Below are 15215 nucleotides of genomic sequence, written 5' to 3'. Positions count from 1 at the left end.
TTTATAACGGTTAGAATTATAATGGATATTTATCCTAGCTTGAAAAGGGAATTTTCATATCAAAAATTATGGCTAAGGTTAAACACAATAATTTTCTGGATACGGTTGATGAAGTAATTACTAATGCAACCAATGCCGGAGTAATCCATCTTCATGCAGAAGGTGATGAATTAAATGGACGACGAATAACTGTTAATGGTAATTCTTTATATCATTTCGGAACCACAGGATATTTAGGGCTTGAACAGGATAAAAGGCTTAAAAAGGCAGCAATAAATGCTATTCAAAAATATGGAACCCAGTTTCCTTTATCTAAAACATATATTTCACATCCGCTTTATGCGCCTTTAGAAGAGAAAATTTTTAAAATGTACGAGCATCCCGTACTCATTACAAAAAATAGTACTCTTGGGCATTTAGCTGTTATCCCGACTGCTGTAAGGGAGGGAGATGCTGTGATTTTAGACCACCAGGTGCACTGGAGTGTACAAAGTGCTACCGAGGTTTTGAAATCGAAAGGTGTAACGGTAAGGATGATCAGACATAGTAATATGGAAATGCTGGAACATTATATCAAAGACTTAAGAAATAAGGTCAATAAAATTTGGTACATGGCAGATGGGGTTTATTCTATGTACGGTGATTTTGCCCCTTTACAAGACCTTATGGAGTTATCCCAAAAGTATCCCCAATTACACCTTTACATAGATGATGTCCATGGAATGAGCTGGAGAGGAAAACACGGTTCCGGGTATGTGATGTCTGTATTAAAAGAGCTTCCACAAAATATATTATTATTTGGAACATTGAGTAAAACTTTCGGTGCTAGTGGTGCCGTTTTGATTTGCCCTAATGAAAAATTACATAAAAAGATTAAAAATTTCGGAGGGCCACTTACATTTTCAGCCCAGTTGGAACCTGCCTCCGTGGCTGCTGCAATTGCTTCCGCAGATATTCATTTATCGCCGGAGATCTATGATTTACAATCAGATTTGGAGCTAAAAATAAATTATTTCAATCAATTACTAGAGTTAACAGATTTGCCATTGGTACATAAAAATGATTCTCCGGTATTTTACATAGGCACTGGACTCCCAGCCACAGGTTATAATTTTGTAAGCAAAATGATGAATGCCGGGTTTTTTGTAAACCTTGGATTATTCCCGGCCGTGCCGGTTAAGAATACAGGGGTTAGAATAACGATTTCCAGACATAATGAATTGATGGATATAAAAGCATTGGTAGATGCTATGAGCTATTACTTTCCTCATGCTATGGAAGAAACCCACACTGATTTAACCAAAATATACCACTCATTTGGAATTCAGAAAGCTGAAAAAAATAATGCTCTAGATTCTCAAATTATTGAATTAAATATGAAATATACTACAACCATTCAACAAATGGATAAAAATGAATGGGATACTTGTTTTTCTGGAAAAGGTACATTTGATTGGGATGGTCTTAATTTTATAGAGAAAGTCTTCACCAATAATAATTTACAAGAGCATAATTGGGATTTCTATTATATTACGATAAAGGATAAAGAAGGCAAAATGGTTTTGGCAGTATCTCTTACCAGTGCGCTATTAAAAAATGACATGCTTTCTAATGTAAATACCTCAAAAATCATTGAAAAAATGCGTGAAGAGAATCCCTATTATATGACCGATGTCGTATTATCATCAGGCTCAGTTTTTTCAGAGGGAGCTCATTTGTTTCTAGATGAAAATAATCCGCTACATATTAAATCAATACGGTTATTTCTAGAAAAACTTGATCAGATAAAGACTCAGGTTGGAGCAAAACTTATCATTTTAAGGGATTTTGAAAAAACAAATACTTTAAACACTTTCCTTCACGAGCAAGGTTTCATTTCCATAGATATGCCTGATGCGTGTGAACTTACTAACCTCAATTGGAATGATGAAGATGCATATTTGAATACTCTCAGTAAACGTTCTAAAAAGCATTTTAGAAAAGAAGTAAAAGCATATGAAAGTTATTTTATGTTCTCAATAGTTGAAGACCCTACCCTAGCTCAAATTGATCACTTCTATTCATTATTTGAACAGGTTTGGAATAATAACTTAGGAATTAACACTTTTAAATTTCCAAAAAAGTTATTTATTGAAATGGGTAAAGATCCAAAATGGGAATTTTTAGTCCTAAGTCTAAAAGCAGAAGCTAAGAACTCTGACAATGCCATAGGGGTCATGTTTTGTACTAATTCAGGTGATACTTATATCCCAAGTTTAATAGGAATGGATTATGATCAAAATGAGAAATTTAATACTTACCGACAATTACTTTATAAAACAATCCAAAGAGCAAATGAACTCGGCTTTACCAAAGTCGATTTAGGACTTAGCGCTAGTTTTGAAAAAAGAAAATTAGGAGCAACATTGATTCCAAAGTTAGCCTATGTTCAGGCCGATGATAACTTTAGCCTTGAAGCCTTAGACTGGTTAAGAAAAGATTAATACTCCCCCTATGAAGTATAGTTTTTAATGTATACCCTTAAGCAAACCAATTGAAAATAGCGCAACAACGGTATTATTTATTTTCCTTAAATACTAATCTCATGTTCGAGAAAGCAATGTTTATGTTTACTGATCAAGTAAACCAGATCATCAATTCGGAAAGTTCATCACTTAAAAAGGCCGAATTGGGAATCCGGCTTTGCAATAGTACCCTATCTGAACTGCAACATATGGTAGAAAAGGAGGATTTTGAAGATTCAGCTTCTGAAATTAACTTTTTCAGAAATATAAAATCTTTACCCATGAGCTATTTAATTTATTTTAGCGAGGTAAGGAACTGCGAAAATAGTATACCCAAGGCAGGAAGTAGCCCAAAGGTCAGGTTTTTGGAAAAGGAAGTAAAAAAAATCAATAAGTTCTTTTCTCAGAATAAAGATTTTGTGAACTATATGGAGCAATCTCATAATTATATGGATCCACAATTCTTTACTAGAAATAATCTCGATAATTTTCCATTTGCACCTACCATCAATTATTATCAATATCCTGAATTCTCCACCTCACACGATATGCTTTGGGCAATGGTTCAGGCTATGTATAAATTCATCCATTATATCCGTGATAAACTTCACAAATTACAACCCGATAATAAAGTTCTTTATGCAGAAAAGCAGCCTAAATTACTGTTATGGTCAGGATCTAAAACGGCTCTGGTAGAACTTATTTATTCCTTATACGCCGATGGAGCATTAAATCATGGGAATGTAGAAATAAGTACTATTATATCATCTTTTGAGGATTTCTTCAATACTAAATTAGACCAAGGATACAAGACCTATTCTGAAATTAAAGCTAGGAAAGGTGACAGAACAAAATACCTAAATCGATTAATTTTGAAATTGGAAAGTAAAATGAGACGTGATGATGCAAAATAGTTTTCGAATGAAATCGTAATTACGTTTTTAAGTATTCCACTAATTTACTACGCTTAATAACTCCTAAGAGCTTTATTTTTATTTTTGAAACTATCAAAATAAACTATATATCTTCAAATATTATTATTGTTAAACTTTTTCGTAACTACGATAGGTATAGGGAAAGAACTCCATTGTTCTAACACAAATTTGTAAAACGAAAGTCAAATTAACCTAATCCCGCTGCTTTAAAACGTATAACCTGCAGCGGGGTTTTTAAAAACCGTTTTACTATGCCAACAAGTATTATTACCACAGACGATCTTCGAGATTTCAAAATTGAACTGCTCCAAGACATTAGAAAGCTACTTACCAAACAAACTTCTGGAAATTTAAAGCGCTACTTGAAGTCGTCCGAAGTTATGGAATTACTTCAATTGAGCCCAGGTACTTTACAAAACCTTAGAATTAATGGTACGCTTCCCTATTCAAAGGTTGGTGGAATTATTTATTATGATTCTGAAGAAATCCACAAGCTTATGAATAAAAATCGCATCCAGAACACATTTGATTAAATGGTTATGAATTATATAAAGCTACTAAATGCGGCTTTTGAAAAGTTCTTTTTTGATGACCGCCTTAACCCTACCCATATCAGTCTGTATATGGCGCTGTTCCAGGAATGGAACAGCAGCCGCTTTGCAGATGAGTTTTACGTAAACCGGAGGGATTTAATGATCGCCTCAAAAATAGGTTCAAAATCCACCTACCACAGATGTATTACCGATCTAGATTCCTGGGTATATCTATCCTATTTCCCTTCAAACAATCCATACAAAGGCAGCAAAATCAAGATGGCCATTATTGGGACAAGTGATGAACCGGTTACGGGACACTACGATCCCATATTAGAACAGCTTGCGGAACAGTACCGTCCCGTATGTGAACCAGTAGTGAACCAGCACCATCCCATAAATGGACAAGCTCTGGACCCGCACCGTCCCATCAGTGGACAAGCACTGGTATCTACTATAAACAATACCAAACTAGTAAACAATATAAAACAACCAAAGGGCTGGCAGGCCGTTATTAATTTTTTTATTGAAAGAAGTTTTAATGCTGATGAAGGAAAAAAATTCTTCGAGCATTATGAAACACGGAATTGGCAAACGAGCGATGGAAATGAAATTCGAGATTGGCGTGCCTTGGCCACGAACTGGATGGATAGAACCGAATTATTCACCGAGGAAAACAAACCAAATAAAAAACAAGCATCCCAAATCAAGGACAACTTGCGAACCACTAAAAATAAGGACTATGGACAACCCCTCTAAAATTATCGAAGGTGGCGTGGAATATTCACTTGGGAAGTTTGATGGTAAAACCGTTCTCTACGATTTTGATAAGATTTTGATCTACCTCAATGCTAAGGGAAAATTACTCTTTGGGGAAAAATTTAAAATTTATAAGGAGGATAAAGCGATCTTACTTCAGCTATGCTCCTACTTCATTAAGGATAAGGAGAACTGTCATAAATTTGGAATTGATACAGAAAAAGGTCTACTGCTTTCCGGTCCCGTGGGATGTGGTAAAACCAGTTTAATGAAATTACTGCGACATATCGTACCGATGCAACGATCCTACGAGATGATTCCATGCAGGAATGTTACTTTTAGCTTTAATCACCTCGGTTATAAAACCATCGAGGAATATGGGAATACTAAATTCTTCTGTTTCGACGATCTGGGCATAGAGCCCCCTGGAAGATTTTATGGCAAGGATCTCAATGTAATGGGAGAAGTGCTTCTGTCACGATATGAGCTTTACCTTCAAACAAAACATAAAATAAAAACACACGCTACCACCAATCTTAACGCTGAAGAATTGGAGGAACGCTATGGGAATCGTGTTCGTAGCCGAATGCGTGAATTGTTTAATTTGATTGCGTTTGATGAAGGGGCTGGGGATAAAAGAAAATAGGTAATTATTATGCAAAGCTTAATTCGAAACCAACTTTTATAAGGATTACAAATTTTCACATCTAATAATTTTTTAAATTCACTACATTTGATAAAAAATAATTGGCAGCAGCAGAAAAAATAAAGGCATTATTACAAAGCTATGGTGATGAGGACGCAAACCGTTTTTACACCACCGCAATGCAGATTGCCGCTGCTGAAGCTAAAAAAGGACACACCAAACTTGCCGAAGAACTGAAAGGACTTATTGAAAAAATCAAGTCTAAACGAAATATAGATTCAGTTACCAAAACAAGAATTCTTCCAATAAATGAAGCCCAAAGAGAATTAAAAGATTTACTTGAAGTATATCGTCCTCATATCAAGACCAAGGATATGGTTTTGACCGAGCAAGTTTCGGAAGCAATTAAACGAATCCTTTCAGAACAGCAGAAATTTGACCAACTTTTACAACACAATTTAGAGCCGAGAAGAAAGTTAATGCTTGTCGGGCCTCCGGGTTGCGGAAAAACAATGACAGCCAAGGCAATTGCTGGAGATTTAGAAATTCCTCTATTTATAATTCGTTTGGATGGATTAATTTCCAGATATATGGGAGAATCAATCTCGAAACTAAAATTAATATTTGACTCTATGTATCAACATAGAGCGGTTTATCTATTCGATGAATTTGATTCTATTGGATCTAATCGAAGCTACGGAAATGAAGTTGGGGAAATAAAAAGAGTTCTAAATAGTTTCCTGATGAACATTGAGAAAGACAAGTCAAACAGTTTATTAATTGCTGCTACTAATATACCTGAATCACTCGATAAAGCTTTATTTAGAAGGTTTGACGATATAATACAATATCCCCTTCCAAATGATAAAGAAATAGCGCAATTAATTGCAGTACAACTCAAAGGCTACTCCATTGAAAAAGGTAAATCTATAAACGAAATCGCTAAAGAGGCAGTAGGTTTAAGTTTTGCCGATATTTCAAATGCCTGTAAAGATGCTATCAAAGAAATGATTGTCCATAATTCAAAAAATGTTTCGTCTACCACCCTTCTTAAATTCATTAAGAACAAAAAAAATCCGTATTAAAAGATAAATGCCAAGAAATTTAGAACACATAATTATTTCTGGGTATGTATCTACAGAGCAATATACAAGTCCAAATACGGGTCGCGACCGGGTAAATCCCATTGATAGAAATAGAAACTCCCATGGTAATGCCCTAATGAGGCAATTGGGTATGGCTGTTACGTCGTTTAGGCAACATTCCGACAATGATTTTGTTTATTTGGAGTTTATTTCCGAAAGGGATTGCTTACTCGCATTTGATAGTTTTGAAGATGGCAGAAGTGGTGACTATAGATTCGTTTCTTCAAAATTGGAAAAGGTTATAATTGATGGTCAAGAACACAAATTATACAGAGCTTGTGTTTATTTAAACACCAACGGAATTTCGAAATTTCTCAATAAAATTGAAGCTTATTTAAATCCTGATAAGGATAGTCCATTAGGTAATCCAAGAAATACAAAACTGCTGAATAATATTGCCACAATACAGCAAGCGACTTTAGCAAGTTTTTGGCAAGAGGATGAGATTGAATTTCCAGATGAAGATCAAGAGGTTTGGTGGGAAATTTGGTTGAGAAGAGAAGATACTCATAATGATGTTCGTGAGGATGAAGGTATTATAAATACCTTCTTGGATCAACTTATGGAAGTTGCTGAACGTAGATTGTTGTTTCCTGAACATATTGTACGTATGGTGCGTACTACAGCGAGAACACTTTCTACTACAGTTCTATATTCAGATCAACTAGCAGAGTTAAGAAAGCCAAAAGAAGCGGCAGACTTTTTCACAGGTCTTGAAAGTGAAGATGCCAATGATTGGGTTCAGGATCTTAAAAACCGTACCATAAATAGAACCACGGACGATTCAGTAATCGTATGCATTTTAGATACTGGTGTTAATAGAGGGCATCCACTTTTAGAAGATTTTCTTCCTGAAGATAATATGGATTCTATTAAATCGGAATGGGGTACAGCCGATACGCACAGCCACGGTCACGGTACTCCAATGGCTGGGTCAATCCTTTATGGTGACCTTACAGATATCATTCAAGATTCTTCGAATATTGAAATTTTCCATCGTCTTGAATCTGTTAAACTTATTCATCCCAATAATCCACATCAACCTGAATTATACGGTGCTGTTACCGAAGAAGCAGTTGCGAGGGCAATTATATTGAATCCTTCAAATAGGAGAATTATTACCATGGCCATTACAGCAACCGATGGTCGAGATAGAGGTAAGCCATCCTCTTGGTCAAGTGCGGTAGATAAAATAGCTTTTGGCGAGGAAGGTACATCGAATGATAAATCCACTTTCTGCGTTTCCGGTGGAAATACCGTAATTAATGATGTTACTGAATATCCAAATAAGAATTTTGAAGAATCAATACACGACCCAGGGCAAGCATTTAATGTGCTTACGATAGGTGCTTACACGCTAAAAACTGTAATTGACCAAAATATATTTAGAGGCGCAACCCCTTTAGTTAATGCAGGTGGTATGTCTCCAAGCAATAGTACTTCACTCTCTTGGGATAATGGTTGGGCAGTTAAACCTGAATTGGTTATGGAAGGCGGTAATTATGGCATCCATAACAAGGGACTTATTGACCCTGATTCGCTACGCCTGCTTTCACTCGGAAAAAACTTTAGGACAGACCCATTGTATAGCTTTGGAGACACAAGTGGTGCAACTGCAATGGCATCAAGATATGCTGCATTGTTAACTTCCCAATATCCCACATTATGGCCTGAAACTATAAAAGGGCTTTTAGTTCACTCCGCAAACTGGACTCCTGAAATGTTGGGAAATCGCAATATTAATGAATTGCCCAAAACAGAACTAAAAGAGTTATTAAGAATATATGGGTATGGAGTTCCCGATTTTCAAAAAGCAGTCAGAAGTGCTAATAATTCTTTGACACTAATTGCCCAAGAATCCTTGACACCTTATAGACTTGACGGGAGTACTGTCAAGACTAACGATATGCACTTGCACGAATTACCTTGGCCTGGAGAAGTTTTAACCGAACTTTTTGACAACGAGGTTAGTCTTACGATTACGCTGTGCTATTTTATTGAACCCAATCCCGGAAACAAACAATATACACAATCCTACTACTATCAGTCCCACGGCTTAAGATTCAAAATGATTGGTGCAGGAGAATCTTTTGAGAACTTTCGTGAAAGAGTTAACAGAGAGGCAAGGGACGAGGATAGCAACGGTTCTTATCCTGGCGAATCTTGGATTGTAGGTGCTCAAATACGAGACAAAGGATCTATACATAAGGATATTTGGAAAGGTAGTGCCGCAGAACTTGCTACCCGAAATGTCATAGCAATCAATCCTGTAAACGGTTGGTGGAAAACAAGAAAAAAACTGGAACGCTATAATAATGCTGCTCGATATAGCTTGATAATAACTATTGACTCCCCTGATAATAACATAGATTTATATACACCTGTATTGAATCAAATTGATATTTCTATACAGCCTTAAATTCTCTTCCAATCAAAATCTACACTTAACTTTGAAACTGACCTTCCTGCAAATGCAAAACTTATAAATTGGAAACATTAGATATACGAAAAAAATCCCTTGAAATTCAGGATATCATTTCACTATACACAAAGGAGAGCTTTGTATGTTTTTTTGCGGATTTTATTAGGCATAATCCAGAAAGAGGTGAATTAGGTTTTTCAAAAAAACTGAAGTCCAAGCTAAAGGATTCCATTTATTTGATAATGTTAAGACTATCCTCTCCAATAGATGGAGAACAAGTTTTGATTTATTCTGAAGAGGTTGATAAAAATCTTCAATTGGTAGCTGACATCCTTTTACAAATAGTGGATTTTTATCTTGGAGATATTTATTCAAAAGATTTTGATGAAATCAAAGATGAAAAACATAAGGCTTTTATTCACGAGATGGCATTCAAGGACTATTTTCAAAATGGTGTTTTGAATTACAGGGAACAGGAGTTAAATAAAGTAATTCGATTATTTCATCCGTATCAAGATAAAAATAAAGGAAAGATTAGGAATTGATTTAAGAAGTCTGATTGATATCTGTCAATATTCTGAAGATGATTACATCAAAAAGTCAATAAAGTATAAATCCTTTTTTTTAAAAAAGGAATATAAAGAATTTGCTAAAAAATCCTTTAAAGACACAAAACTAAATAAAGAATTTTCAAATGAGTTCTTTCATCTACCAGAAAATATTCAGAATGATTTTTTAAATTATAATGAAAGACCGTATAGCTGTCTTTTATTTACAAAATCAGATTATTACGAGGAGTTTGAGAAAGATGATGTAGATATATTTTGTAACCTTTTTTCACTTCCAATGGATGGCGTTTATGATATCTTATTCTATTCACAACCAAACCCTTTAAGCTCCAAACCAATAATAAAAATTAATGATACCGAATATCTCAATATCTATCAAAAACAATTGCCTACTGCTCTATACAATCTATTGTACACTACACTCACAGCAACAGGTAAAGAAACGGAACAAGTAAACTTAAGACGAGGCAAAGTAATTTTAGAAAACCATACCAGAGAAATATTTGAAAGGCTTTTTAAAAAATCGAAGCACCTAAAAGTATTTAGCAATTACTATGTCAACAAAAACAAGGAAGAAAAAGATTTGCTAATAATTGCTAACGGAAATGCTTTTGTAATCGAGTGTAAATCCTCCCGGAATAGGGAGCCTTTTAGGGATTCAAACCAAGGTTTTCAAAGGATAAAATCAGATTTTAAGGATTGCATTCAAAAAGGGTATGAACAATGTTATCAGGTGGAACAACTAATTTTCAATTGTCCGAATCTTTCAATTAAGAGCAACAATTTAGAACAAGACCTTGATACTTCCTACATTAATGATGTATTCAGTATTGTAGTGACATCTGAAAGATTTGCAACTATTCAATCCGATTTAGGTTACCTTCTGAATAAGGCGAATCCAGAAGACCTTTATCCTTGGTCAATAAGCATTGATGATTTAGAAATATTTCTGAAAACATTAAATTTAGAATTTAATAACCCCACTAGAAGATTCGCGGAATTTTTAGAATATCGAGAGTTATTGAATGAAAGAATATTTTCAAGGGATGAATTGGATGTTTGTGCGATGTATCTAAAAAATCCATCAAATTTCAAAAAAATATGTGAAAGTAGCGATTACGTTGTGACCGACCCTCTACTGCAGCGGTACTTTGACGAGCTATACTTTGCCAAAAAATTAAGATTTAATGTTTTAGATTTCTAAACACTAAAAGTGCTGCCTTCAAAGTGATGATCATTATTTCTTTTATCACTTTAATTATCTCGATTCCTAGAGTTTCCATATTTTGTAAAATTTTTCATTAAACATTCCAATAGCACCCTTGATGTAATCACTAAATTTTTAGACTTTTGGTAATATTTACTTTCATCCCAATTACTCAAAAACCCCATTTCCAAAAGTACAGACGGACAAAAATCAGCAGTTTCCCTTAGCACCTGAAAATTCCCAAACTTCACTCCCCTACTTTCAAATCCCAATTCCTTATTAAGCGCAGCTTGCAATTGAAAAGCCAACCAAGTTGAATCATCTAAATAATGTGATTCATTATTAGATACATATACTTCAATTCCTCTAGCATTCTGATTATCGGAATGGTTGCAATGCAGCGAAATAAACAAATCTGCATCCAAGGATTTGGCCAATTTAGTCCTATCCAATAAAGAAATAAGTGTATCACTATATCTAGTCAAATAGATATCCATTGGTGTTTCTGACTTTTCGTTAAGACTCAAAATTTCCTGAGCAATATTCAATACTACATCCTTTTCTTGGATCCCATTTATTCCGATTGCACCAGAATCTTTTCCACCATGTCCAACATCAATTACAATTCGTTTTTGAGCTACTGTTTCCTGTCCAAAAATGATACACATTTTTAGAAGCAAAAGGACAAAACTGACGTTTTTGAAGACTTTTTTCATTTTCAATTTTTGGGTTATTAACAACCTCCTTTCAAAAATTCATAGAATTTGATACCAAATAATAGCAACGGAATTTAAACGAAACTAAATAATATTTTATTCACAATTACTTGATTATCAGTTATTTATAATCAAATATATGTAAATTTCCAATAACGAAAACAAGACATAATTTTAAACTGTTACATTATGAAAAAATCAATCTATTTAGCGACTCTCCTGGCCTTCCTCTCAACATCACTTTTTGCTCAAATTGGTGGTATTGAGAATTCGGTTAATGATGTATCAAACACCATTCGAACCATTTTCCCCATCATTCTAGGGGTAATTTTCCTAATTGGTTTCCTGTTTAATGCAGGACACTTCTTTGGAGAAAATACAGACCTCAAAAAAGGAATTACAAGGGTACTTGTATTTGTTTTAATCGCTGGGGCAGTAGTAGGCATTTTTACCTACCTAATAGGAATCGTAGTCTAAGCCTCTAAGAGGCATTTTAATACAAACAGTACTTATGAAAAAGTTCGAGATTTATAAAAATATCAGAAAACGAGCAGTCATTTTTGGGCTGCCCATTTCCCTGTTTGCTTTGATGATGGTTTCCATTCTTGCTTCGCTTTTGGTCATTATTTTCTCTTTCAGTTTCGGGATGATAATAGGTGTTCTGGTTTTTAACGCTGCGCTCTATGTGGTATTGACAAAAATTACCCACAACCCACAGATTTTTCAAACGGCTAAGGCTTTCCCAAAAATTATAAGTAATAAAAGAAATTCAAACTTCTATTATGAACAAGATTAACTTATCGGTATATCAGCCCATTGCAGATATTCAGGAAAATATCCTCTTTGCCAATAATGGCAACGTGATTTTGTGCTATGAAGCTAACTTACCAGAAATCTATTCTCTGTCGGAAAAGGATTTTGAGGATATGCACGGTGCTTGGTTTCAGGCTTTGAAATCGTTACCAGTTGGCACTGTAGTCCATAAACAGGATATCTATCTTAAAAAATCATATACTTCAGAAGAGCTTCCGAATACGACCTTTCTCGAAAAGGCTACACACAAACATTTTAAAGGACGTGGACATATCGAACACAACTGCTATTTGTTCTTTATACTGACAAAAAACAAGGCACTCAACAACCCAAAATACGTTAATCCCTTTCGAAAGATTTCCAAGGGTATTGTACAGGAAATGGATGACACCATTAAAAGCTTCGTCAACTCGGTAAGCGATTCTGCTTCATTTATAAATAACAGCCGGAAAGTGTCTCTCACACCATTAAAAGAAAAAGAAATTGTCGGTCTCACAGAGACCTATTTCAATGGATTTAATGTGGGCTTTGATACCGATATTTTACTGGATAAGAAAAGCGTCAATATTGGCGAAAACCATTTTGATGCCCTGGCTATCAATAGCGAATTGTGCTTTGGCGAAAGTGTACAGAGTAGCAAGACCAATGAGAAATTCACTTCTGACGATTTTGTGTTTCATCAGGGGTTTATTGATGGTCTAGGGCTTACGCTTAATGAAAACCACATTGTAAATCAGATCCTGTATTTGGATGATAAACATAAGTGGCGCAAGTTGCTCAATAAGAAAATAGAGGAGCTTAGCAAAAGTTCCAATTTCGGTTCACAAAACAAGGTAGTGCTTGGGAAGATCCAGCACATTCTGGATCAAATAAATGCAGATGATAATGCAAGGATCATTCGTGGACATCTCAACATTGTGTATTGGGCTAAGGAAGCCAAAGACTTGGATAAAATTACCTCAAAGATAAAGACTGAATTCAAGGAACTGGATATCATACCATATTATCCGAGAGGGGAGGAGCGGAAGAATTATATACTGAACAGTTACTGCTGCTTTTCTCCCAATTTTTCTAATGACGATCTGTACGTAACCGATTTAAAACATGCGCTTTGCCTGTTCATCAACAACACAAATTACAAATCGGATGCTACCGGAATTATCTTTAACGATAGGGAACATAACATCCCCGTTCTAAAAGACGTCTGGGACGAAAGAAAGAAACGTATCAAGGCACGGAACTTTGCCATTTTCGCACCTACAGGCGAGGGTAAGTCTTTTTTGGCCAATAACATTCTACGCCAATATTTCGAAAGTGGCGTTCGCTTGGTAATAATTGACTTAGGTGGTTCATATACCAAATTCGCAAAACTCTATCCTAAACAATATTCCGTACTACGTTATGAAAGTGGAAAAAACTTGGGAATCAATCCATTTTATATCAGCAATCAAAATGACCTGACACCAGAACGACTTGAAGATTTATCGGTCTTCATATTTGAATTGTTTGCATCAGACTTGAAAGTGACCAAGGCACAATCGGTTTCTGTCAAGAAAATCCTTCGCCATTATTACGATAGCACTTCAGAAAGTCATTCGCTCGAAGGCTTCTATAACTTTATAGAAAGTAATCAGAATGATCTTCTGGATACGCTTAAAATCCATCCCGACTACTTCAATGTTACAAACTTCTTGCACGTAATGTCAGAATACGTCGGCGATGGTCTATATAGTTTTCTGTTCGAAGTAAGCGAAGACCAGACCTATAAAATCGAAGACAAACGATTGATTGTTTTTGAATTGGATGAAGTGAAGGACAATAAGGAAATTCTGTCGGTAATGTTGAAGCTGATCAAATCAGCCATCCAACGAACGATTTGGAAAAACCGCGCAGAAAAGGGAATTATCCTTTTTGATGAGTTTGCCAAGCAACTAAAGTTTGAAAATGTATTGGAAAGCGTAGAATTCTATTATCAAGCTATTCGTAAACAAAATGGTGCCATTGGCATAATTCTTCAGTCTATCAATCAGCTACCGAACAATTCAACTTCAGCAAGTATTTTAGAAAACACCCAAGTTATCTACAGCCTCAACAATGAAAAAGGCTATGCAGAATTGGCCCATCGGCTCAACCTTTCCGGTCACGACCTGAACCAATTAAAATCCATCAAGAACAATCTTTCTGGTCCAAGGAAATACACCGAAATGTTTATCAAGATTGGAAAGGAAAGCAACATTTTTAGGCTTGAAGTTCCCAAAGAAGTTTATGCCGCTTACCTGACGGACGGAGAGGAAAACGAAGCCATAATGGCCATTTATAAAAGAACCCAAAATATGGAACAATCAATAATAAAATTCACATCTAAAATATAATACTATGAAGACTAAAATCAAAACAATCTCATTAGGTCTAATCCTTTCGATTGCCCTTTTATTGCCTGGCGGTGCTACCGCCCAGGGAATGCCCACTTATGACAATACCAATTTTATCAGCTTGGTAAAACAACTGATAGAATCAGGGAAGCAAACCGCAAACATTATCAAGACCGTTCAGTTCTTAAAAACCCAACAAGAAAACATTGAAAAGGTCAACGATGTGGTTAGGCAATTAAATGCTGTTCGCGAAATAGGAAGAAACAACCAACGTCTTATCCAAATGATGCAAAACGATTTAAGGGATATTCTTGATAGTCCTTATATCCAACCCGGTGAGGTAACCAGAGTTTCACAATCGTTTACTGCCATTGTAGAAAATTCTATAGAAACAATGGACTTCATCGATGAAATATTATCCAGTGATTACCTAAAAATGAGCGATGCCGAACGTGCTGAAATCCTTAAACAAAAGGAATTAGAATCAAAGGAAATGGTTTCCAATATCAAAGTCAAAACTAAACGATACAAGGATATTATTTCTTTCCGAAAAATGCAGGATAAAATTAATAACCGTGAAACTGATTTTTAGAA

14 protein-coding genes are annotated in these 15215 nt (G+C 35.3%); 13 read left to right on the top strand and 1 reads right to left on the bottom strand.

Translation table 11 applies throughout. From position 1 onward, the window contains the following. Positions 1-68: 68 nt before the first annotated feature. The 9 genes from P163_RS06345 to P163_RS06305 all read left to right on the top strand — a co-directional run bounded on the left by P163_RS06345 (position 69) and on the right by P163_RS06305 (position 10717). A complete protein-coding gene (locus tag P163_RS06345; protein ID WP_034888793.1) occupies positions 69-2483 on the top strand; it encodes a bifunctional aminotransferase class I/II-fold pyridoxal phosphate-dependent enzyme/GNAT family N-acetyltransferase in 2415 nt (804 codons plus the stop codon). A gap of 122 nt (positions 2484-2605) precedes the next feature. Further along, entirely contained in the window at positions 2606-3418 is an 813-nt protein-coding gene (locus P163_RS06340; RefSeq protein ID WP_316930065.1) for an RteC domain-containing protein, read from the top strand. A gap of 272 nt (positions 3419-3690) precedes the next feature. Next, a complete protein-coding gene (locus tag P163_RS06335) occupies positions 3691-3972 on the top strand; it encodes a helix-turn-helix domain-containing protein (protein ID WP_034888789.1) in 282 nt (93 codons plus the stop codon). Between the two features lie 6 nt (positions 3973-3978). Then, on the top strand, positions 3979-4731 hold the full coding sequence (locus tag P163_RS06330; RefSeq protein ID WP_034894007.1) for a hypothetical protein: 753 nt from the start codon (positions 3979-3981) through the stop codon (positions 4729-4731). Further along, positions 4715-5377, top strand: a complete 663-nt coding sequence (locus tag P163_RS06325) for an ATPase (RefSeq protein ID WP_034888787.1) — start codon at positions 4715-4717, stop codon at positions 5375-5377. Before P163_RS06330 ends, P163_RS06325 begins: the two co-directional genes overlap by 17 nt. Positions 5378-5478: 101 nt before the next feature. Continuing rightward, positions 5479-6462 (top strand): AAA family ATPase, encoded by a 984-nt coding sequence (locus tag P163_RS06320; RefSeq protein ID WP_034888785.1) that lies wholly within the window; start codon positions 5479-5481, stop codon positions 6460-6462. 7 nt (positions 6463-6469) lie between these two features. Beyond that, positions 6470-8941, top strand: coding sequence for a S8 family peptidase (locus P163_RS06315; protein ID WP_034888783.1), 2472 nt, complete (start codon positions 6470-6472; stop codon positions 8939-8941). A gap of 68 nt (positions 8942-9009) precedes the next feature. After that, a complete protein-coding gene (locus P163_RS06310) occupies positions 9010-9489 on the top strand; it encodes a hypothetical protein (protein WP_034888781.1) in 480 nt (159 codons plus the stop codon). A 301-nt stretch (positions 9490-9790) separates the two neighbouring features. Then, positions 9791-10717 carry a nuclease-related domain-containing protein gene (locus P163_RS06305; RefSeq protein ID WP_034888779.1) on the top strand — a complete coding sequence of 309 codons (927 nt, stop codon included), beginning with the start codon at positions 9791-9793 and terminating at the stop codon, positions 10715-10717. Positions 10718-10767: 50 nt separating this feature from the next. Here P163_RS06305 and P163_RS06300 read toward each other — a convergent pair whose 3' ends face one another. Beyond that, positions 10768-11436, bottom strand: a complete 669-nt coding sequence (locus P163_RS06300; protein ID WP_034888777.1) for an N-acetylmuramoyl-L-alanine amidase — start codon at positions 11434-11436, stop codon at positions 10768-10770. 189 nt (positions 11437-11625) lie between these two features. Between P163_RS06300 and P163_RS06295 the strand changes: the two genes are divergently transcribed. From P163_RS06295 to P163_RS18545, 4 genes are read left to right on the top strand one after another with little or no spacing between them, the layout of a single operon-like run. After that, the gene (locus tag P163_RS06295; protein WP_034888775.1) at positions 11626-11913 is read left to right on the top strand and encodes a hypothetical protein; all 288 of its coding nucleotides are present in this window, start codon (positions 11626-11628) and stop codon (positions 11911-11913) included. Positions 11914-11947: 34 nt separating this feature from the next. Beyond that, a complete protein-coding gene (locus P163_RS06290; RefSeq protein WP_034888773.1) occupies positions 11948-12232 on the top strand; it encodes a VirB3 family type IV secretion system protein in 285 nt (94 codons plus the stop codon). Continuing rightward, positions 12219-14621 (top strand): TraG family conjugative transposon ATPase, encoded by a 2403-nt coding sequence (locus tag P163_RS06285; RefSeq protein ID WP_034888771.1) that lies wholly within the window; start codon positions 12219-12221, stop codon positions 14619-14621. The genes P163_RS06290 and P163_RS06285 overlap by 14 nt, the downstream gene beginning before the upstream one ends. A gap of 4 nt (positions 14622-14625) precedes the next feature. Continuing rightward, complete coding sequence (locus tag P163_RS18545; RefSeq protein ID WP_034888769.1) at positions 14626-15213, top strand: conjugal transfer protein; 588 nt, start codon at positions 14626-14628, stop codon at positions 15211-15213. The last annotated feature ends 2 nt before the right edge of the window (positions 15214-15215 follow it).

Origin of the sequence: Gillisia sp. Hel_I_29 (assembly GCF_000744275.1) — a bacterium.
Classification (GTDB): Bacteria; Bacteroidota; Bacteroidia; order Flavobacteriales; family Flavobacteriaceae; genus Gillisia.
Note: the sequence above shows the minus strand (reverse complement) of the source record. Positions and strands in the feature narration are given on the sequence as shown.

Bases quoted from the DNA above. Each gene is read 5' to 3' on its own strand.
- P163_RS06345 (WP_034888793.1), top strand. From the start codon at position 69: ATGGCTAAGGTTAAACACAATAATTTTCTGGATACGGTTGATGAAGTA.
- P163_RS06340 (WP_316930065.1), top strand. From the start codon at position 2,606: ATGTTTACTGATCAAGTAAACCAGATCATCAATTCGGAAAGTTCATCA.
- P163_RS06335 (WP_034888789.1), top strand. From the start codon at position 3,691: ATGCCAACAAGTATTATTACCACAGACGATCTTCGAGATTTCAAAATT.
- P163_RS06330 (WP_034894007.1), top strand. From the start codon at position 3,979: ATGAATTATATAAAGCTACTAAATGCGGCTTTTGAAAAGTTCTTTTTT.
- P163_RS06325 (WP_034888787.1), top strand. From the start codon at position 4,715: ATGGACAACCCCTCTAAAATTATCGAAGGTGGCGTGGAATATTCACTT.
- P163_RS06315 (WP_034888783.1), top strand. From the start codon at position 6,470: ATGCCAAGAAATTTAGAACACATAATTATTTCTGGGTATGTATCTACA.
- P163_RS06305 (WP_034888779.1), top strand. From the start codon at position 9,791: ATGGATGGCGTTTATGATATCTTATTCTATTCACAACCAAACCCTTTA.
- P163_RS06300 (WP_034888777.1), bottom strand. From the start codon at position 11,436: ATGAAAAAAGTCTTCAAAAACGTCAGTTTTGTCCTTTTGCTTCTAAAA.
- P163_RS06295 (WP_034888775.1), top strand. From the start codon at position 11,626: ATGAAAAAATCAATCTATTTAGCGACTCTCCTGGCCTTCCTCTCAACA.
- P163_RS06290 (WP_034888773.1), top strand. From the start codon at position 11,948: ATGAAAAAGTTCGAGATTTATAAAAATATCAGAAAACGAGCAGTCATT.
- P163_RS06285 (WP_034888771.1), top strand. From the start codon at position 12,219: ATGAACAAGATTAACTTATCGGTATATCAGCCCATTGCAGATATTCAG.
- P163_RS18545 (WP_034888769.1), top strand. From the start codon at position 14,626: ATGAAGACTAAAATCAAAACAATCTCATTAGGTCTAATCCTTTCGATT.